The sequence below is a fragment of the Phreatobacter sp. AB_2022a genome (assembly GCF_026847585.1).
GTDB lineage: Bacteria > Pseudomonadota > Alphaproteobacteria > Rhizobiales > Phreatobacteraceae > Phreatobacter.
Genome location: NZ_JAPSET010000003.1, coordinates 204,097 through 222,028 on the forward strand (window position 1 = coordinate 204,097; position 17,932 = coordinate 222,028).

At 68.8% G+C, this 17,932-nt stretch carries 18 protein-coding genes; 10 read left to right on the plus strand and 8 right to left on the minus strand.

The window, feature by feature from the left end; all coding sequences use genetic code 11:
• Nucleotides 1-50: 50 nt before the first annotated feature.
• Nucleotides 51-1,658 (minus strand): ABC transporter substrate-binding protein, encoded by a 1,608-nt coding sequence (locus OZ671_RS03660; RefSeq protein ID WP_268859463.1) that lies wholly within the window; start codon nucleotides 1,656-1,658, stop codon nucleotides 51-53.
• Nucleotides 1,659-1,931: 273 nt separating this feature from the next.
• Here OZ671_RS03660 and OZ671_RS03665 point away from each other — a divergent pair, with 273 nt between their 5' ends.
• Nucleotides 1,932-2,615, plus strand: coding sequence for a DUF3060 domain-containing protein (locus tag OZ671_RS03665; protein WP_268859464.1), 684 nt, complete (start codon nucleotides 1,932-1,934; stop codon nucleotides 2,613-2,615).
• 25 nt (nucleotides 2,616-2,640) lie between these two features.
• Here OZ671_RS03665 and OZ671_RS03670 read toward each other — a convergent pair whose 3' ends face one another.
• Nucleotides 2,641-2,988, minus strand: coding sequence for a winged helix-turn-helix transcriptional regulator (locus OZ671_RS03670; protein WP_268859465.1), 348 nt, complete (start codon nucleotides 2,986-2,988; stop codon nucleotides 2,641-2,643).
• 66 nt (nucleotides 2,989-3,054) lie between these two features.
• Here OZ671_RS03670 and OZ671_RS03675 point away from each other — a divergent pair, with 66 nt between their 5' ends.
• Together OZ671_RS03675 and OZ671_RS03685 are read left to right on the plus strand one after the other, a co-directional pair.
• Nucleotides 3,055-3,615, plus strand: coding sequence for a carboxymuconolactone decarboxylase family protein (locus tag OZ671_RS03675; protein ID WP_268859466.1), 561 nt, complete (start codon nucleotides 3,055-3,057; stop codon nucleotides 3,613-3,615).
• Between the two features lie 332 nt (nucleotides 3,616-3,947).
• Nucleotides 3,948-4,355, plus strand: a complete 408-nt coding sequence (locus tag OZ671_RS03685) for a type II toxin-antitoxin system VapC family toxin (RefSeq protein WP_268859467.1) — start codon at nucleotides 3,948-3,950, stop codon at nucleotides 4,353-4,355.
• A 15-nt stretch (nucleotides 4,356-4,370) separates the two neighbouring features.
• On the opposite strand, the gene OZ671_RS03690 is transcribed toward OZ671_RS03685, so the two are convergent.
• Together OZ671_RS03690 and OZ671_RS03695 are read right to left on the minus strand one after the other, a co-directional pair.
• Nucleotides 4,371-4,619 (minus strand): exodeoxyribonuclease VII small subunit, encoded by a 249-nt coding sequence (locus OZ671_RS03690; RefSeq protein ID WP_038308810.1) that lies wholly within the window; start codon nucleotides 4,617-4,619, stop codon nucleotides 4,371-4,373.
• Between the two features lie 110 nt (nucleotides 4,620-4,729).
• Entirely contained in the window at nucleotides 4,730-5,659 is a 930-nt protein-coding gene (locus OZ671_RS03695; RefSeq protein ID WP_268859468.1) for a histone deacetylase family protein, read from the minus strand.
• A 215-nt stretch (nucleotides 5,660-5,874) separates the two neighbouring features.
• Here OZ671_RS03695 and OZ671_RS03700 point away from each other — a divergent pair, with 215 nt between their 5' ends.
• From OZ671_RS03700 to OZ671_RS03730, 7 genes are all read left to right on the plus strand, one after another.
• Nucleotides 5,875-6,714 carry a DUF1194 domain-containing protein gene (locus tag OZ671_RS03700; RefSeq protein ID WP_268859469.1) on the plus strand — a complete coding sequence of 280 codons (840 nt, stop codon included), beginning with the start codon at nucleotides 5,875-5,877 and terminating at the stop codon, nucleotides 6,712-6,714.
• 129 nt (nucleotides 6,715-6,843) lie between these two features.
• Nucleotides 6,844-7,461, plus strand: a complete 618-nt coding sequence (locus OZ671_RS03705) for a LysE family translocator (RefSeq protein ID WP_268859531.1) — start codon at nucleotides 6,844-6,846, stop codon at nucleotides 7,459-7,461.
• 105 nt (nucleotides 7,462-7,566) lie between these two features.
• Entirely contained in the window at nucleotides 7,567-8,355 is a 789-nt protein-coding gene (locus tag OZ671_RS03710; protein WP_268859470.1) for an SDR family oxidoreductase, read from the plus strand.
• 66 nt (nucleotides 8,356-8,421) lie between these two features.
• Nucleotides 8,422-9,339, plus strand: coding sequence for a pirin family protein (locus tag OZ671_RS03715; RefSeq protein ID WP_268859471.1), 918 nt, complete (start codon nucleotides 8,422-8,424; stop codon nucleotides 9,337-9,339).
• 245 nt (nucleotides 9,340-9,584) lie between these two features.
• Nucleotides 9,585-11,519 carry a 1-deoxy-D-xylulose-5-phosphate synthase gene (gene dxs, locus OZ671_RS03720; RefSeq protein WP_268859472.1) on the plus strand — a complete coding sequence of 645 codons (1,935 nt, stop codon included), beginning with the start codon at nucleotides 9,585-9,587 and terminating at the stop codon, nucleotides 11,517-11,519.
• Nucleotides 11,516-12,310, plus strand: a complete 795-nt coding sequence (locus OZ671_RS03725; RefSeq protein ID WP_268859473.1) for a TlyA family RNA methyltransferase — start codon at nucleotides 11,516-11,518, stop codon at nucleotides 12,308-12,310. The genes dxs and OZ671_RS03725 overlap by 4 nt, the downstream gene beginning before the upstream one ends.
• The gene (locus OZ671_RS03730) at nucleotides 12,307-13,527 is read left to right on the plus strand and encodes a class I SAM-dependent RNA methyltransferase (RefSeq protein ID WP_268859474.1); all 1,221 of its coding nucleotides are present in this window, start codon (nucleotides 12,307-12,309) and stop codon (nucleotides 13,525-13,527) included. Before OZ671_RS03725 ends, OZ671_RS03730 begins: the two co-directional genes overlap by 4 nt.
• A gap of 51 nt (nucleotides 13,528-13,578) precedes the next feature.
• Here OZ671_RS03730 and OZ671_RS03735 read toward each other — a convergent pair whose 3' ends face one another.
• From OZ671_RS03735 to OZ671_RS03750, 4 genes are read right to left on the minus strand one after another with little or no spacing between them, the layout of a single operon-like run.
• A complete protein-coding gene (locus tag OZ671_RS03735) occupies nucleotides 13,579-15,204 on the minus strand; it encodes an MFS transporter (RefSeq protein WP_268859475.1) in 1,626 nt (541 codons plus the stop codon).
• The gene (locus OZ671_RS03740; RefSeq protein WP_328286338.1) at nucleotides 15,201-15,614 is read right to left on the minus strand and encodes a DoxX family protein; all 414 of its coding nucleotides are present in this window, start codon (nucleotides 15,612-15,614) and stop codon (nucleotides 15,201-15,203) included. Before OZ671_RS03740 ends, OZ671_RS03735 begins: the two co-directional genes overlap by 4 nt.
• Nucleotides 15,615-15,621: 7 nt before the next feature.
• Nucleotides 15,622-17,598: an amidohydrolase gene (locus tag OZ671_RS03745; RefSeq protein WP_268859477.1), complete on the minus strand. Its 1,977-nt coding sequence runs from the start codon at nucleotides 17,596-17,598 to the stop codon at nucleotides 15,622-15,624.
• Nucleotides 17,598-17,876, minus strand: a complete 279-nt coding sequence (locus OZ671_RS03750; protein WP_268859478.1) for a XapX domain-containing protein — start codon at nucleotides 17,874-17,876, stop codon at nucleotides 17,598-17,600. The genes OZ671_RS03745 and OZ671_RS03750 overlap by 1 nt, the downstream gene beginning before the upstream one ends.
• Nucleotides 17,877-17,932: the final 56 nt, after the last annotated feature.

The following is a 17,932-nucleotide window of genomic DNA, read 5'->3' on the forward strand; positions in this document are numbered from 1 at the left end:
TCGGGGAGCCCTGGCGGGCCGGACGAGGGAACGTCCGGCCGGACAGGTGATCAGCGCTTGGTCACCCAGTGGAACAGGAACTGGTTGTCGGCGCGCTGAACGAGCTCGACATTCTTGGCGACCCCCCAGGCCAGCGTCTGCTGGTGCAGCGGGAAATGGCTGACCTCGTCGGTGATGATCCGATAGGCCTGGGCGATCAGGTCGTTGCGCTTGGCCGTGTCGGCTTCCACCAGGATCTGGTCGGTCAGGGCGTCGACGCGCGGATTGCAGTAGCCGCCGAGATTGGTGGCGCCATTGCCACCCGAACCGGTGTCGTCGCGGCAGCGGACGAGGTTCTGCAGGATGTTCCAGGAGTCGAACGAGCCGGGCGTCCAGCCGAGCAGGTAGAACGAGCTCTGGTAGCCGCCCGAGGCCAGCACCTTGGCGAAGAACTGGGCGCGCGGCACGGCCTGCAGGTTGATCTTCACGCCGATGCGGGCGAGCATCGCGACGACAGCCTGGCAGATCGCGCCGTCATTGACGTAGCGGTCGTTCGGGCAGTCGAGCGTCACCTCGAAGCGGGTGTTGTCGGCGCCGCGCGGATAGCCGGCCTCGTCCATCAGCCGGTTGGCCGCGGCGAGATCGACCGGCGGACGCTGGAACTCGTTCGACCGCTCGAACAGGAGCGGCGAGATCAGCAGCGCCGTCGGCGCGGCGGCGCCGCGCATCACCTGGCGGCGGATCGCCTCGATGTCGATCGCCTGGTAGAAGGCGCGGCGGACGCGGACGTCCTTGAACGGATTGCGTCCCTTCACCGACGAGCCGAGCAGCTCGTCGCGGCGCTGGTCGACCTGCATGAAGATGGTGCGCAGCTCGGGCCCTTCCATGACGCGGGCATTGGGGCTGGCATTGATGCGCGGAATGTCCTGCAGCGGCACCGGGTCGATCACGTCGACCTCGCCGGAGAGGAGCGCGGCGACGCGCGTCGGCGCGGAGGTGATCGGCGTGAAGATCACCTCCTGGAGGTTATGCTCGACCTTGCCCCACCAGGCCGGGTTCTTCGCAAAGACCGTGCGCACGCCGATCTGGTGCTGGGTGATCCTGAAGGGGCCGGTGCCGTTGGCATTGAGAACGGCATAGCCGGGCGTCGTCGCCGCCGGAGCGCTGGGCGCCACGGCGTTGTTCGCCTCCGCCCACTTCTTCGACATGATGTACCACGTATCCCACTCGTAATGCAGGATCGGGTTCGGCGTCTTCAGCTTGAAGTCGACCGTGTAGGGATCGACCGCGACGACCTGGACGTTGGCGTCGATGCGCGAGCGCAGGTCCGAGGTTTCGGCGCGCACGCGGTTGGCCGAGAAGACCACGTCATCGGCGGTGAAATCCTCGCCGTTGTGGAACTTGACGCCACGGCGCAGGTGGAAGCGCCAGGTCAGGCCGTTGTCGAGGACCTCCCAGCGCTCGGCGAGACCCGGAATGATCTTCAGGTCACGGTCGCGCTTGGTCAGTCCCTCGTAGACGTTGCCCTGCAGGGCCAGCGTCGTGGTCTCGTTGATCCCGTAAGGGTCGAGCGTGTTCAGATTGCCCTGGAACGCATAGCGCAGCGTCTGGGCGCTCGCGCTGGCGGCTCCCAAAGCAAGGGCCAATGCGCCGGCGATGAGCGCAAGCTTCAGCTTCATCCTGTTTGTCCCCCTCTGTCGAGGTATCCCGCGGCCATGCATTGTTGCTGTGAGGGGTTTCTCCCCCCGGCCGGCCGGGGGCTACCTTAGACAGGAGAGTCGCGATCGGGAAAGAGGGGTGCACAGCGATTGTGCACCGGCCCGTGCGCAACGATCGGACCGGTTCTCGGCCGCCGTCGCGCTGAACAGGCCGCCGGGGCGACACAAGGTCGTCACTTTCGCCGTGGAGGTTCCGCCGCTCCCGATTCATCTCTGGCCACAGGAGCCGCACGCATGTTTCCGACCATTCGCCTGCTCGGTCTCGCCGCGACGATCCTGGCCGGAGCCGTCCCGGCCGCGCCGCCCGCACGCGCGGCGGCCGGCGCGGCGGCGATCGGCGACGGCCTCGAAAGATCCTTCGACTGCGCCGGCGGTGTCGCCAATGTCTCGGGCGCCAACAACCGCATCGTCCTGACCGGCCGGTGCCATATCCTCAACGTCTCGGGCGACGGCAACCGGGTCGAGGTCGAATTGCAGGCCGGCCAGCCGATCAACGTGATGGGCAGTGCCAACCAGATCGTCTACCGGCTGGTCGATGGCCGCACGCCACCGGTCGTCAACCTGATCGGCGCGGACAACAAGGTCGAGGCCGACCGGACGACGGCCAATGATGCGGCCGCCATCGACACGATCGAGGTGGCCGACGACGGCGAGGACCGGCAGGTCGACTGCGCCGGCCGCGGCGTCGCGGTGCGCGGCGATTCGAACCGGCTGCGCCTCGCCGGCGGCTGCCGGACGCTGGTGGTGAGCGGCGATTCCAACGTGATCCAGGCGGAGATGTCGCCGGGCAGCTCGATCCTGGTCAGCGGCGACAATGTGGCCATCACCTATTCGGTCAAGGGCGAGGGCCCGGCGCCGTCCGTCAGGGTCAGCGGCAGCGGCAGCGCGGTGACGCCGGCCCCTCCGGCGCCGCGCTGAAGGCGGCTTCGCCGACCGCCGGTCCCTAAGCCGGCTCGCCGCCGGCCGCCGGACGGCGCGCCGCCCAATCCTCCGCCCATTGGTGCAGCGGCAGGACCAGCGCGACGAGCGCAAGGCCATCGGCGCCGAGCCGGTAGCCTTCCGCGCCATGCGCCACGAGGCCGGCGGCTCGCAGCTCCTTCAGCCGCGCGTTGAGCACGCTCGGATTGGTCTCCGCCGCGGCCGCCAGCGCCCGGAAGGTCAGGGGCCGGCCGGCCTCCTTGAGCTCCCAGAGAATGCGCAGGGCCATGCGCCGCCCGAGCAGGTCGAGCAGGACCATGATCGGCCGGCCGGAACGCGAGCCCCGCGCGGGTTCACCGGGAGCTGGGACCATTTGCTATACTTTCCATAGCGCAGGGGTTGATCTATTGCTATCTAATCCATAGCAAGGAGACCGTCGATGCCGATGCCCCATCCTGCCGCGCGCGTGACGCCGGCCGAGGCACCCTACCCCGCCGCCATCGCCGAGCGGCTGGCCCGCATCATGCCGCCGGGCGTGCCGCCGCTCACGCTGTTCACCACCCTTGCCCGCGACGAGCGGCTGTTCGAACGCTTCATGAATGCCAGCCTGCTCGACCGCGGCCACCTGACCTTGCGCCAGCGCGAAATCGTCATCGACCGGGTCACCGCGCGGGCAGGTTCGGAATATGAGTGGGGCGTGCATGTCGCCCTGTTTGCCGCGCGGGCCAGTCTCGGGCCGGCCGAAATCGCGGCGACGGTCACCGGCGGCGCCGACGATCCGGTCTGGAGCGCCGACGAGCAGGCCCTGGTGGCGGCGGTCGACCAGCTGCATGCGCACTGCGACCTCGACGAGGCCGCCTGGCAGGCGCTGTCGGCCCATTTCGGCGCGGCAGCGATCCTCGAAATCCTGATGCTGGCCGGTTTCTACCGGATGGTGAGCTATCTCACCAATGCCCTGAGGCTCGCGCCAGAGGCTTTCGCAGCCCGGTTTCCGGCCTGAGGCCCCGTGCCGGTCCCGCTGCGGATAGTGTTGGTAAGGCTTAGATGCCTTACATTGGAGGAGCCGTAATCCGGACAGGTGACCTATGACGAGCCTCCTGACCGTGACCGCCAAGGGCCAGGTGACATTGCGCAAGGAGCTGCTGGACCATCTCCGCGTCCGGCCCGGCGACAAGCTCGCCGTCGATATCCTGCCGGACGGCAAGGCAGCGATACGGGCGGCCAAACCTGCAAATTCCATTGCCGACTTCGCCGGCTGCCTGGCTCCGGCCCCGAAGCGGCTCTCGATCGAGGAAATCAGCGAAGCGGCCGCCGGGCATGGGCCGGCCGCAAATGAAAGTCACCGTCGACACCAATGTCCTGGTCCGCCTCGCAACGCTCGACGATCCGGACGAAGCCCAGGTGGCGCAGGCGGCCTTGCAGAAGGCGGAGCTCATCGCCGTGACCCTGCCGGTCCTGTGCGAATTCGCCTGGGTCCTGAGCAGCGGCTACAAGAAGACCGCGCCCGAAATCGCCGGGGCGATCCGGCGCCTGACCGACAATCCTGCCGTTCAAGCCGATCACAGGGCCGTCGAAGCCGGCCTCCGCACTCTGCAGACCGGCGGCGATTTCGCCGATGGTGTCATCGCCCATCAGGGGCGCGGCCTCGGCAGCGAGATTTTTGTGACATTCGACAAAAGGGCGGTCGCCAGGATCAAGGCCGAGGGCTTCGCGACGCACCTTCTCAAGACCAGACCTTGACGCCCTCCATCGGGGTCAGCGCGGATCGAGCGGAGCCGTCCCCGCGGGCGTGCCATCGGCGGCGAGCGTGATCTTCTGGACGCGCGCCTCGGCATCGCGCAGGAGCGCCTCACAGCGCTTCTTCAGGGCCTCGCCGCGCTCGTAGATGGCGATCGAATCCTCGAGCGGCACGTTGCCGCCCTCCAGCTTCTGGACGATCGATTCGAGCTCGGCCAGCGCCTTCTCGAAGGGAAGCGCCGCCACGTCGGCATGTTTGTCAGCCATGGAATGCCCTCCGGATGCGGTGCTGCTGTCAGGGCCGTGACCCGGGACCCAAGGAATCACGGCGCCCCTCTCATAGCCCATTGCGGCGCAAAAAGCCCCGGGGTCCCGTCTCAGCCGCGCATGAGCGCGAGAACATGGGCCGCCACCGAGCGGCCGAGGCCTTCGAGGTCGTAGCCGCCTTCGAGAACCGAAACGAGGCGGCCGCCGGCGCTCCTGTCGGCGATCGCCATGATCTCCTTGGTCGCCCAGCTGAAATCGGCCTCGGTCAGGTTGAGATTGGCGAGCGGATCGCGCTCATGGGCGTCGAAGCCGGCGGAAATGATGACGAGATCGGCGTTGAAGTCGCGCATGCGGGGCAGGATGGCGAGGTCGAAGGCCTCGCGGAACTCCCTGGACCCGGCCCCCGGCGGCAGCGGCGCGTTGACCACCTGATCGTAGGCGCCACGCTCGCGTGCGGCCCCTGTGCCGGGATAGAGCGGCATCTCGTGGGTGGACAGATACATCACGCTCGGATCGGACCAGAAGATCTCCTGCGTGCCATTGCCGTGGTGGACGTCGAAATCGATGATCGCCACGCGGTCGACGCCGTGAACGGCGCGGGCGTGACGGGCGGCGATCGCGGCATTGTTGAACAGGCAGAAGCCCATGGCGGTGGCCGTCTCGGCATGGTGGCCGGGCGGGCGGGTGGCGACGAAGGCATTGGCGGCCTTGCCGGCCATCACCTCGTCGACGGCGAAGACGGCGCCGCCTGCCGCCCTGAGCGCCGCTTCGTAGGAGCCGGGCGACAGGGTGGTATCGGCATCCAGATGGACAAAATTGACCATCGGGGTGGCGTTCTCGATGCGCTCGATGAATTCGGGCGGATGCACGCGCGCAACCGCCTCGATGCTGGCAAGCGGCGCCTCGTCGCGGGCGAGGTCGGCAAAGCGCTCGTGCTCCAGCACATGGGTGACCATGCGCAGGCGGTCCGGGCGCTCCGGGTGGCCGAAGGGCGTGAGGTGATCGAGGCATTTGGGATGCGACAGCACAAGCGTGGTCAATTCAAGCCATTCCTTCCCCGCCTCGCGCGGGCTCGTGCGGCCCGCCGTCCATGGTCCGGGCCCATGGTTCCTGCCGGCCAACCCTAACCTGGATCCCCGCCGCGGACCAAGCCCCGCGCGCCACGCCGCCGCGGCATGCGCGGGCTGGTCAGGGAAATGACGGTTTCCCGCGCCGCGATGCTGTGTCAGGCTCTGGCATCGTCCGGGGGATGACCATGGTCCATGCCTCGATCCGCACCCTGATCCGCGCTTTGGCGCTGGCGTTCGCGGCCATGCTCGCCGGAACCGGTTCGCTGGCGCCGCAGGGCCGCCCCGGCGGCGACGAGGTCGACCTGCAGCTCGTCCTGGCGGTCGACATTTCCTACTCCATGGATCCGGAAGAGCAGCGCCTGCAGCGCGAAGGCTATATCCAGGCGATCGTCGCGCCCGAGGTGATGGATGCCATCAGGCGCGGCCTGCTCGGCAAGATCGCCGTCACCTATCTCGAATGGGCCGGCGCCCATGACCAGCAGGTTGTGGTCGGCTGGCGCATCATCGACAGCCCAGCCAGTGCCGAGGCCTTCGCCGCGGAACTGCAGTCGAAGCCGATCCGTCGCGCCTTCCGCACCTCGATATCCGGGGCGATCACCGCAGGCGCAGCCCTGTTCGAGACCTCGAACCTGAGATCGCACCGGCGGGTCATCGACGTCTCGGGCGACGGCGCCAACAACAACGGCGACCTGGTCGAGCCGGCGCGCGATGCGGCGCTCGCCCGCGGCATCACCATCAACGGCCTGCCGATCATGCTGAAGCGGCCCGACGCCCGCACGATGGATATCGACAATCTCGACGCCTATTACCACGACTGCGTCATCGGCGGCCCCGGCGCCTTCGTCATCCCGATCAAGGCGCCGGAGGAATTCTCCCCCGCAACCCGCCGCAAGCTCATCCTGGAAGTGGCAGCTCCCGGCCCCTCCATCCCTCTGCCGGGGGCGACTTTCGTGCCCGCCCAGAGCGAAAGGGTCGACTGCCTGATCGGCGAACGCATGTGGCGCGAGCGCTGGGACCGCAACTAGGACGGCGCGAGCTGCGCGCCACTAGCAATTTCGCGCTTTCTGTTGGAGCCTTGCGCCGGCATCCGCTTGTCCGGACCGGCGCCGGGAGCGGCACGGATGTCGAACCCGCTGCACGAGAGGTCAGCCCGCATGTCGCCCGATGTCTTTCTCGCCTATTTCATCGCCTGCATCGTGATCGTGCTGGTGCCCGGCCCGACCGTCACGCTGATCGTCGCCAACAGCCTCCGGCACGGCACCCGCGCCGGGCTCGCCAATGTGCTGGGCACGCAGATCGGCCTCGCTGTCCTGATCGCCATTGCCGGCATCGGCCTGACCACCGCCATCGCCGCCATGGGACATTGGTTCGAATGGCTGCGGCTTGCCGGCGCCGCCTATCTCATCTGGCTCGGCTGCAAGATGATCCGCGACAGCCGCGCCGTTGCCGAGGCCGGATCGGCGTCGAGCCGGCCGCGCGGCGGCTTCGTGCTGCAGGGGGTCATCGTCGCCCTGTCCAATCCCAAGACGCTGATCTTCTTCGGCGCCTTCTTCCCGCAGTTCATCGACGCCAACCGGCCCTATGCCCTGCAGATCGTCATCATGGGCGCCACCGCGCTCGCCTGCGCGGCCGTCTCCGACAGCGCCTATGCGCTGATCGGCGGGCGCAGCGGACACAGCCTGTCGGAAGCCCGCGCGCGGCTGATGTCGCGCATCGGCGGCGGCTTCCTGATCGGCGGCGGCGTCTGGCTCGCCGTGTCGCGGGCCAGATGAGCAAAAAGCCGGGCTGTCCCGCAGGCCAGCCTCTTGCGCCCGCGGCGGCTTCGGGCTTGTCTCACGCGCCCGAGCCCTAAGCCCGGGCACTCAAGGAGAACACAGATGGATTTCGGCCTTTCCAACAAGAAAGCCCTGGTCTTGGCATCGAGCCGCGGCCTGGGCCTCGGCATTGCCGAGGCGCTGGCCGCCGAAGGCGCCACCGTCATGCTGGTCGGCCGCACCGCCGAGCGCATCAAGGCCAATGCCGAGCAGATCACCGCGCGCGGCAAGGGCAAGGCCTATGGCATTGCCGCCGATCTCGCCGCGCCCGGGGCGGTGGACGAGATCGTGGCGATCGCCGAGCAGACGCTCGGCCAGATCGACATTCTCGTGAACAATACCGGCGGCCCGCCGGCAAAGCCGGCGACCGAGGTCGGCGAGGACGAATGGGCGAAATATTTCAAGACGATGGTCGAGCCGGTCTTCGCCATGACCGCGAAGCTTCTGCCCGGCATGCGCCAGCGCAAATGGGGCCGCATCGTCACGGTGGCCTCGTCCGGCGTCGAGCAGCCGATTCCGAACCTTGCCCTGTCGAACGCACTGCGCTCGTCGATCGTCGGCTGGTCCAAGACGCTGTCCTCGGAAGTCGCCAAGGACGGCGTGACCGTCAACATGATCCTGCCGGGCCGCATCGCCACCGACCGGATCAAGGAACTCGACAGCGCCAATGCTCAGCGCAGCGGCAAGTCGCTCGCCGAGATCGAGGCGGCGTCGGTCGCCAGCATCCCTGCCGGCCGGCTCGGTACCGCCCAGGAATTCGGCGCGACGGCCGCCTTCCTGTGCTCGGACCAGGCAGGCTATATTACCGGCTCGAAGATCCGGGTCGACGGCGGCGCCACCCGCAACGTCTGAGCAAGGCGGGCGTGGGAGCGATGCCCGGGCCGGCCCTGTCGCCATCGACGATCAAGGAGTTCGGCCATGTCGTTTTCGCCCACGCCCGACCCGGAACTCGGCGACAAGCTCGCCTGCGACGCCATCGAAATGGTGATCGTGCCGCGCACGCACGATCTCGGCGGCTTCACCGTCCGGCGCGCCCTGCCCTTCGCCAAGCGGCGGATGGTGGGGCCGTTCATCTTCTTCGACCATATGGGGCCGGCCGTCTTCCGTGACGGCAACGGCATCGACGTCAGGCCGCATCCCCATATCGGCCTTGCCACCGTCACCTATCTGTTCGCCGGCCAGATCCAGCACCGCGACTCGCTCGGCACCTATGTGCCGATCAATCCGGGCGAGGTGAACCTGATGACCGCCGGACGCGGCATCGTCCATTCCGAACGGACCGATCCGGTGCTGAAGGCGCAGGGCCAGGAGCTGCACGGCATCCAGAGCTGGCTCGCCCTGCCCAGGGAACACGAGGAGACCGCGCCGGGCTTCGACCATGTCGACCGCGACGGGCTGCCGGTCATCGAGGCGGAGGGCAAGACGATCCGGCTGGTCATCGGCTCGCTCTACGGCAAGACCTCGCCGGTGCCGACCACCTGGGACACGATCTACGCCGATGTCGCGCTGGCAGCCGGCGCCAGGCTGCCGGTCGACCCGGAAACCGAGGAACGGGCGATCTATGTCGCGAGCGGCGAGATCGACGTGCAGGGCGACCTGTTCGGCGAAGGCAAGATGCTGGTGCTCAGACCCGGCGACCGGATCACGCTCACCGCGACGCGGCCGGCCCGGATCATTCTGTGCGGCGGCGCCGTCATGGACGGCCCGCGCTTCATCTGGTGGAACTTCGTCTCGTCCTCCAAGGAGCGGATCGAACAGGCCAAGGACAATTGGCGCCAGCGCCGCTTCGACATCGTTCCCGGCGACGAACAGGACTATATCCCGCTGCCGGAATAGTCGCCCGGTGCCCGGCGGGCGGCGTTCCATCGACAATTTTACGTGATTTCGCCGCGCCTGCGCCAATCGGTCGCCCAGGGTTGGCCCTGGCTTTACTGCATTGCACGCATCAGATCCCTGGTGTAACGCTCACACCTTGGTGTCGGCTATCCTGCCGCACCTGACTGGATCATTCCTGCACTCGCGCGGGCCGGCCGGAAACCGCCTTTTCGCCCTTTCCACCGCCCGCGCCAGCCGGTGACATCGTGACAGATCGCCCCGCAACGCCCCTACTCGACACGATCAAGACACCCGAGGACCTGCGCAAGGTTCCGGAACATCTTGTGCGACAGGTCGCCGACGAGCTGAGGGCCGAGACCATCTCGGCCGTCTCCGTCACCGGCGGGCATCTCGGCGCCGGCCTCGGCGTGGTCGAGCTGACCACGGCGCTGCACTATGTCTTCGATACGCCGCGCGACCGGGTGATCTGGGACGTCGGCCACCAGGCCTATCCGCACAAGATCCTGACCGGCCGGCGCGACCGCATCCGCACGCTGCGCCAGCGGGACGGGCTTTCCGGCTTCACCAAGCGCTCGGAAAGCGATTACGACCCGTTCGGGGCGGCCCATTCCTCGACCTCGATCTCCGCCGGCCTCGGCATGGCCGTGGCGCGCGACCTGAAGGGCGGCAAGAACCATGTCATCGCGGTGATCGGCGACGGCGCCATGTCGGCCGGCATGGCCTTCGAGGCCATGAACAATGCCGGCGCACGCGGCGAACGGCTGATCGTCATCCTCAACGACAACGACATGTCGATCGCCCCGCCGGTCGGCGCCATGTCGGCCTATCTCGCCCGGCTCGCCTCCGGCAAGACCTATCTGAAGCTGCGCGACATCGGCAAGCAGCTGACCCGCCGGCTCGGCGCAACCATCGACCGCACGGTGACGCGGGCGGTCGAGCACGCCCGCGGCTTCGTCACCGGCGGCACGCTGTTCGAGGAGCTCGGCTTCTATTATGTCGGGCCGATCGACGGACACAATCTCGACCACCTGCTGCCGGTGCTGAAGAACGTCCGCGACGCCGACCTCGGGCCGATCCTGGTTCATGTCGTCACCCAGAAAGGCAAGGGCTACGCCCCGGCCGAGGCGACGGCCGACAAGCTGCATGCGGTTGCCCGCTTCGACGTGATCACCGGCACCCAGGTGCAGTCCAAGGCCAATGCGCCGTCCTACACCAAGGTGTTCGGCGAGAGCCTGGTGAAGGAGGCGGCGAAGGACGACCGGATCGTCGCGATCACCGCGGCCATGCCGTCCGGCACCGGCGTCGACCTGTTCGGCAAGGCATTCCCTGAGCGCACCTTCGATGTCGGCATTGCCGAGCAGCATGCCGTGACCTTCGCCGCGGGCCTCGCCAGCGAGGGCTACAAGCCGTTCTGCGCGATCTATTCCACCTTCCTGCAGCGCGCCTACGACCAGGTGGTCCACGACGTCTCGATCCAGGGCCTGCCGGTGCGCTTCCCGATCGACCGTGCCGGCTTCGTCGGCGCCGACGGGCCCACCCATGCCGGCTCGTTCGACGTCGCCTATCTCGGCTGCCTGCCCGGCTTCGTGGTGATGGCGGCCGCCGACGAGGCCGAGCTCGTCCACATGGTGGCGACCGCCGCGGCCCATGACGAAGGCCCGATCGCCTTCCGCTATCCGCGCGGCGAAGGCGTCGGCGTCGATCTGCCCGCCGAGGGCGTGCCGCTTGCCATCGGCAAGGGCCGGATCGTCAGGGAAGGCACGCGCATCGCGCTCCTGTCGTTCGGCACGCGGCTCGGCGAATGCCTGAAGGCGGCGGAAGAGCTCGGGGCGCTCGGCCTCTCGACGACGGTCGCCGATGCCCGCTTCGCCCGGCCGCTCGACGTCGACCTCGTGGCGCGGCTCGCCCGCAACCACGAAGTGCTCATCACCATCGAGGAAGGCTCGATCGGCGGCTTCGGCTCGTTCGTGCTGCACGCGCTCGCCGATGCCGGCCTGCTCGACCAGGGCTGCAAGGTGCGCCCGATGGTGCTGCCCGACGCCTATGTCGACCACGACAAGCCCGAAGCCATGTATGCCCGTGCCGGCCTCGACGCCAAGGGCATCGTCGCCAAGGTGTTCGAGGCGCTCGGCCGCGGCGCCATCGGCGCCGAGCACGGTGCGGGTGCGCTGAGGGCGTGACCGGTCCCGATCAGCCTGCTTCGCCGCGCGCCGGGGGCCGGCGCCGGGCCGATGTCCTGCTCGTCGCGCGCGGCTTGTTCGACAGCCGCGCCAAGGCGCAGGCGGCGATCGCCGCCGGCCTGGTCAGCGCCGACGGACAGCCGGTGCGGAAGGCCTCCGACGAGATCCGCGCCGATGCGACGCTGGAAGCAAGCCCCGAACATCCCTGGGTGTCGCGCGGCGGCGTCAAGCTCGCCCATGCCCTCGACCGCTTCGGCATCGATGCCGGCGGCCGCATCGGCCTCGACGTCGGCTCATCCACCGGCGGCTTCACCGAGGTGCTGCTGGCACGCGGTGCGGCCCGGGTCACCGCGGTCGATACCGGCCGCGACCAGCTGCACCGGAGCCTGCGCGCCGATCCGCGCGTCAGCCTGTTCGAGGCGACCGACATCAGGACGCTGGAGGCACCGGCCCCCGCCCCCGACCTCGTCGTCACCGATGTCAGCTTCATTTCGCTCGCACTGGTGCTGCCGGCCATGACGGCGCTCGCCGCACCGACCGCCGACCTGATCGCACTGATCAAGCCGCAGTTCGAGGTCGGCCGCGCCGCCGTCGGTAAGAACGGCGTGGTGCGTGATGCCGCGGCTCAGGCCGCCGCCGTCGAGCGGATCAAGGCGGCGACGGAGGCTCTCGGCTGGCAGGTCGTCGGCGTCATCGACAGCCCGATCGCCGGCGGCGAAGGCAACCGCGAATTCCTGATGTACGCCCGCCGCGGCGGCGCGCCGTCGCCTGGGCCGGGAGCGATGCCATGAGCGCCGAGCGGTTGACCATCAGTCATGTCGGGCACCGTGGCGACGGGGTCGCGGATGGCCGTTTCGTGCCGTTCACGCTGGCCGGCGAGGTGGTCGAGATCGAGGGCGACGGCGAGCGCGTGCTGCCGACCGCGATCGTCACCCCGAGCGCGGAGCGCGTGGCTCCCGCCTGCGGCTATTTCGGCACTTGCGGTGGCTGCGCCCTGCAGCATTGGGCGCCGCCCTCCTATCTGCGCTGGAAACGCGACCTGGTGGCCACCGCGCTGTCCGCCCGCGGCCTGCAGCCCGAGATCGCCGACACGATCGATGCCCATGGCACCGGCCGCCGCCGGGTGACGCTGCATGCGCGGCGCGGCGACGGGCCGAAGCTGGCGGTCGGCTTCGCGGCAGCGCGCAGCCATGCCATCGTGGCGATCGACGCCTGCCCGGTGCTCGAGCCCGCGCTCGAGGCCGCCCTGCCGGCGGCCCGCGCCATCGCCCGGGCGCTCGAACCCGCGGGCAAGCCGCTCGACATCCAGGTGACGCTGACCGACCAGGGCCTGGACATGGAACTGCGTGGCGCCGGGCGGCTCGCCGAGCGCCTGCGCCAGGAGCTGATCGCCGCCGCGGGCGCCGCGCATCTCGTCCGTCTCACCAATCACGGCGATCTCGTCATGCAGCGCGAGCCGCCCTCGGTCCGCATGGCCGGCCTCAGGGTCCAACTGCCGCCCGGCGCCTTCCTGCAGGCGACCGCTGCCGGCGAGGAGGCCCTCGGGCGCCTCGTGCTCGACGGTGTCGGCAAGGCGAAGAGCGCGGCCGATCTCTTCTGCGGCGTCGGCCCCTTCGCGCTGAGGCTCGCCCAGCGGATGAAGGTGCGCGCGGCCGACGCCGATGCCGGCGCGGTCGCCTCGCTCACCGCGGCACTGCGCCATGGCTCCGGCCTGAAGCCGGTCACGGCGGAAACCCGCGACCTGTTCCGCCGGCCGCTGACGGCCGCCGATCTCAAGGGCCTGGACGCGGTGGTGTTCGATCCGCCGCGCGCCGGCGCCGAGGCCCAGGCCAAGGTGCTGGCGAAAGCCGATGTCGGCCGGATCGTCGCCGTGTCCTGCAACCCCGCGACCTTCGCGCGCGATGCCGCGATCCTCGCGGGCGGCGGCTGGCGACTGACCGATGTGACGCCGGTCGACCAGTTCCGCTGGTCCGCCCATGTCGAGCTGGTCGCGCGCTTCACCCGCTGAGCGGTGTGCCGAGCGGTGCCGGCCGGCCGACGCGCGACCGCCGAGCCTTGGTTACGCCGGACCGGCGCGGCCGGGCGCCTGCGTCGGTGGCTCGACATGAAGGAAATGCCGGACCACCGGCTCGCCCTGGCCGCTGTGGAAGCGGGCCAGCTCCTTCTGGAGATCGGCATCGGCCTTCGAAACGCGCCGATGCTGCCTGAGATGCTCGGCCCAGGACGAGACCATGAACCACTCGACCAGCTTTTCTGGATCGGCGGTGTCCTCGGTCATGCCCCAGCCATAGGCGCCGTCCCGCCGGCGCTCGATGGACAGCGCGTGAGCGAGGCGCAGGAAATCATCGCGCTGGGCCGCAGGTACCCGATATTCGATCAGAATCAGCACCGGGCCGCGGTCGTTGTCGATGGGGGCTGCGACCAGAGGTTCGGGCCAGTGGTTGGACGGGGCGAGATCCGCCTCCCCCGCCGGCAGCCTGACCCGGTGCATGACGAAGCCCGCGACTGCGAGGACCAGCGCCGCGATGAGCAGCGTGCCGCGGATGCCGGCGGCTTCGGCGACCGCTCCCCAGCCGAGGCTGCCGGCGGTCATCGCGCCGTTGAACACGGTGAGATAGACGGCGAGCGCCCGGCCGCGCACCCAGTTCGGCAGGATGGCCTGGGCGACACCGTTGAGCGTGGTCAGCGCGATGATCCAGGCAACGCCGAGCACCAACAGGATCGCGACGCCGGCAGCCTGAGGCGGCCCAAGCGCGAGCGCCGCCATGACGAGTGCCGTGATGACCGCCGACAGCAGCAGCAGCCTGTCCGGATCGAACCGCGCACGCAGACGTGGCAGCAGGACCGCGCCGACAATCGCGCCGGCGCCGACCGCCCCGAGCAGAATGCCATAGAAGCCGGCGCCACCGCCGAGCAGGTTGCGTGCGACCAGCGGGAGCAGCGCCCAGACCGCGCTCGCACAGGCGAAGAAGATCGCCGCGCGCAGCAGCACGACATGCAATTCTCGGCTCGCCTTGGCATAGCGCAGTCCCGCACGGAAGGCACCGGCGAAACGCTCGCTCAGGGCATCGTCGGCGCCCAGTGGACGGCGCCACCAGAACAGCGCGGCGATGACGACGACATAGCTCGCGACATCGGCTCCATAAGTCACGCCCGCGCCGAAGGCGGCGAGGATCAGCCCGCCGAGCGCCGGTCCGATGGCGCGCGCAATGTTGATGCCGAGGGAATTGAGCGCAACCGCGCTTTTCAGGTCGGATCTTGAGACGAGCTCGGGGACGATCGCCTGCCAGGTCGGCGCCATCAGCGCGGCGCCGACGCCGCCGAGGAAGGTCAGGGCCACCAGCGAGCCGACGCTGAGCCATCCGCTGATCGACAGGGCCATCAGGCTGAGGCTGACGCAGCCGAGCAGCACCTGGATGGCAATGAGGAATTTGCGCCGGTCGAGAATGTCCGACAGCACGCCGGCGGGAATGGCGAGCAGGAAGATCGGCAAGGTCGCGGCCGCCTGGACGAGCGCCACGGCCGCGGGCGCATTGGAGAGATCGGCAACGAGCCAGGCACTGGCGACGTCGCGAATGAAACTGCCGATATTGCCGATGATGGTCGCCGTCCAGAGGACGGCGAAAACCTTCTGGCGCAGGGGCGCGAAACCGGACGTCGAATCGACCCGTGGATTTTCGCTCACGTCGGCCTCGGTCGCGCGAGGTCGTCGAGGGCGACCAGCAGGAAGGCTCCGATCAGGCCGAGATGTTCGTAGAAGGCATTCATCGCCATCATCCGCCCCTGGCCGGCCGGCATGTCCCAATAGCGTAGGGCAATGACGGTCGCAGCCAAAGTGAAAATGGCGAGCGCGAGCGCGGCCAGCCAGCGCTTGATGCCGGCGAGGATCATGGCGCTCGCCGTCAATTCGAACACGATGACGGCGACGGCGAAGAGCGGCGCCGGCGCCAGGCCGAAATGGTTCATCTCGGCAATGGCGCCCGGAAAATCGAGGATCTTGGTTATCGGCCCCTGGATATAGGCGGCGCAGAGCAGGAGCAGGCCAAGGAACCGCGCGGCCGGCCACGCCGGCCCGGCGCGGAGACTGTCGTTCACCGCCATCTCACACCGCCCAGCAGGCGCAGCCGAGCGCGCCCCAGAAGCTTTTGAGGTCTGCCACGGGTATCCTGCCCGACCAGGCTCCCGCATGGTCATGGCCATGGACGTTGCAGGAGCTGGCGCAGCCGCAGGTGGCCATGGCAGCCCGGCGCAACGCGTTCCGCCCCGCGCCCTCCGGCTCGCCCCAGGCGGCATAGCCACGGAAGGTCCTGACCGGCGACCAGTCCGGCATGGCCGGCGGCGGAGCGCTCTCGTCGAGGCTGGAAAAAGCTCCCGCGCCATAGACGATCCTGCCGCCGACGACCGTCAGGTCGGCGGTGATGTGGGAGATCTCGTCGTCGGGACAAGCGAAAAAGTCGCGATCGGGCACGATCAGATCGGCGAACTGACCGGCCACAATCTGGCCCTTGCGGCCCTCCTCGTTCGAGAACCAGGTGACCTTCTCGGTCCACATCCGAAGTGCGGTCTCGCGATCGAGGCAGTTGCGCTGCGGCGTGAGGCGCAGGCCGCCGACCGTGCGGCCGGTAATCAGCCAGGCCAGAGAAACCCAAGGGTTGTAGGAGGCAACCCGCGTCGCATCGGTGCCGGCGGAGGTCTTCACTCCCTTGTCCAGCATGCGCGCGACCGGGGGCGTGGCCTCCGCCGCGTTTGGGCCGTAGCGCTCGACGAAATATTCGCCCTGATAGGCCATGCGATGCTGCACGGCGACACCGCCGCCGAGCGCCGCGATGCGATCGATCGAGCGCTCCGAGATCGTCTCGGCATGATCGAAGAACCAGTTCAGGCCGTCGAGCGGGATCTCGCGATGGACCTTCTCGAACACGTCGAGAGCCCGCGAGATCGTCTCGTCATAGGTGGCGTGCAGGCGCCAGGGCCAGCGGTTCTCGGCGAGGATCCGCACAACACCCTCGAGATCGCTCTCCATCTCGGCCGGCATGTCCGGGCGCGGCTCGCGGAAATCCTCGAAATCGGCGGCCGAGAAGACCAGCATCTCTCCTGCACCGTTGTGGCGGAAATAGTCGGTGCCCTGCCGGTATTGCGAGGTCCGCGTCCAGTTGAGGAAGTCCTCCTTCTCCTGCTTCGGCTTCTGCGTGAACAGGTTGTAGGCAAGGCGGATGGTCAGAAGATTGTCGTCGGCGAGCTTCTGGATGACGGCGTAGTCGTCGGGATAGTTCTGAAAGCCGCCGCCGGCATCGATGGCGCCGGTGACGCCGAGCCGGTTGAGCTCGCGCATGAAATGGCGGGTCGAATTGAGCTGATAGTCGAAGGGCAGCTTGGGCCCTTTGGCCAGGGTCGCATAGAGGATATTGGCGTTCGGTCGCGCCAGCAGCAGGCCGGTCGGTTGGCCTCCGGCGTCGCGGGTGATCTCGCCGCCGGGCGGCTGGGGCGTGTCCTTCGTGTAGCCGACGGCCCGCAGGGCGGCGGCATTCAGCAGGGCGCGGTCGTAGAGATGCAGAATGAAGACCGGCGTATCCGGCGCCGCCGCATTGAGCTCCTCGATCGTCGGCAGGCGCTTCTCGGCGAACTGGTGCTCGGTGAAGCCGCCGACGACGCGCACCCATTGCGGCGGTGGCGTCACCGCGACCTGGCGCTTGAGCATGTCCATCGCGTCGGCCAGCGAGCGCACGCCGTCCCAGCGCAGCTCCATGTTGAAGTTCAAGCCGCCGCGGATGATGTGCAGGTGGTTGTCGATGAGGCCGGGAAGAACCCGCCTGCCCTCGAGATCGACGACCTTCGTGGCCGGGCCGGCATGAGCCATCACCTCCGCCTGCCCGCCGACAGCCAGGAACTTGCCGTCCTTGATCGCGACCGCGCTCGCCACCGGCTTGGTCCGGTCGAGCGTGGTGACGAGGCCGTTGTGGAGGATGAGATCGGCGGTCATGGACGTGTCTCCGGATGGCCGCGGCTGGCCCTGGGCGAAGGAAGGAAAGGCGAGACCAGGCAGGGCAAGTCCGCCGACGACGGTACGACGAGTCGGCATTACACCTGCTCCCGGTTCGCAGCCTCGCCGCGCATGGCTCCGCCGCCGCGCGGCAGATGGCCAAAGACGTGCTCGCCGCATTCGCGCTGCAGCCAGCCGAGGGTCAGACTCTCGCGCGCCACCAGCCGCTTGGCGATCGGCACGATCTGCTCGCCGACGAGAATGCCGAGCAGGCCGACCAGCGCGATCACCGGCGGCGCCGGCGAGCGGACATTCATGAGCCCGTAAATGACGCCGACCAGGAGGCCGGCGGCCAGCGAGACGAGATAGGGTTTCATCGCGCGTGTTCCATGATCGCCTTGAATGGAGGAGGCAGCCGGCATGGCGGCCGGCC

Coding starts and splice junctions, on each gene's coding strand:
- OZ671_RS03690 (WP_038308810.1), bottom strand. CDS start 4,619: ATGGCTGACAAACATGCCGACGTGGCGGCGCTTCCCTTCGAGAAGGCG.
- OZ671_RS03660 (WP_268859463.1), bottom strand. CDS start 1,658: ATGAAGCTGAAGCTTGCGCTCATCGCCGGCGCATTGGCCCTTGCTTTG.
- OZ671_RS03705 (WP_268859531.1), top strand. CDS start 6,844: ATGTCGCCCGATGTCTTTCTCGCCTATTTCATCGCCTGCATCGTGATC.
- OZ671_RS03710 (WP_268859470.1), top strand. CDS start 7,567: ATGGATTTCGGCCTTTCCAACAAGAAAGCCCTGGTCTTGGCATCGAGC.
- OZ671_RS03700 (WP_268859469.1), top strand. CDS start 5,875: ATGGTCCATGCCTCGATCCGCACCCTGATCCGCGCTTTGGCGCTGGCG.
- OZ671_RS03675 (WP_268859466.1), top strand. CDS start 3,055: ATGCCGATGCCCCATCCTGCCGCGCGCGTGACGCCGGCCGAGGCACCC.
- OZ671_RS03665 (WP_268859464.1), top strand. CDS start 1,932: ATGTTTCCGACCATTCGCCTGCTCGGTCTCGCCGCGACGATCCTGGCC.
- OZ671_RS03745 (WP_268859477.1), bottom strand. CDS start 17,598: ATGCCGACTCGTCGTACCGTCGTCGGCGGACTTGCCCTGCCTGGTCTC.
- OZ671_RS03730 (WP_268859474.1), top strand. CDS start 12,307: ATGAGCGCCGAGCGGTTGACCATCAGTCATGTCGGGCACCGTGGCGAC.
- OZ671_RS03715 (WP_268859471.1), top strand. CDS start 8,422: ATGTCGTTTTCGCCCACGCCCGACCCGGAACTCGGCGACAAGCTCGCC.
- OZ671_RS03685 (WP_268859467.1), top strand. CDS start 3,948: ATGAAAGTCACCGTCGACACCAATGTCCTGGTCCGCCTCGCAACGCTC.
- OZ671_RS03670 (WP_268859465.1), bottom strand. CDS start 2,988: ATGGTCCCAGCTCCCGGTGAACCCGCGCGGGGCTCGCGTTCCGGCCGG.
- OZ671_RS03750 (WP_268859478.1), bottom strand. CDS start 17,876: ATGAAACCCTATCTCGTCTCGCTGGCCGCCGGCCTCCTGGTCGGCGTC.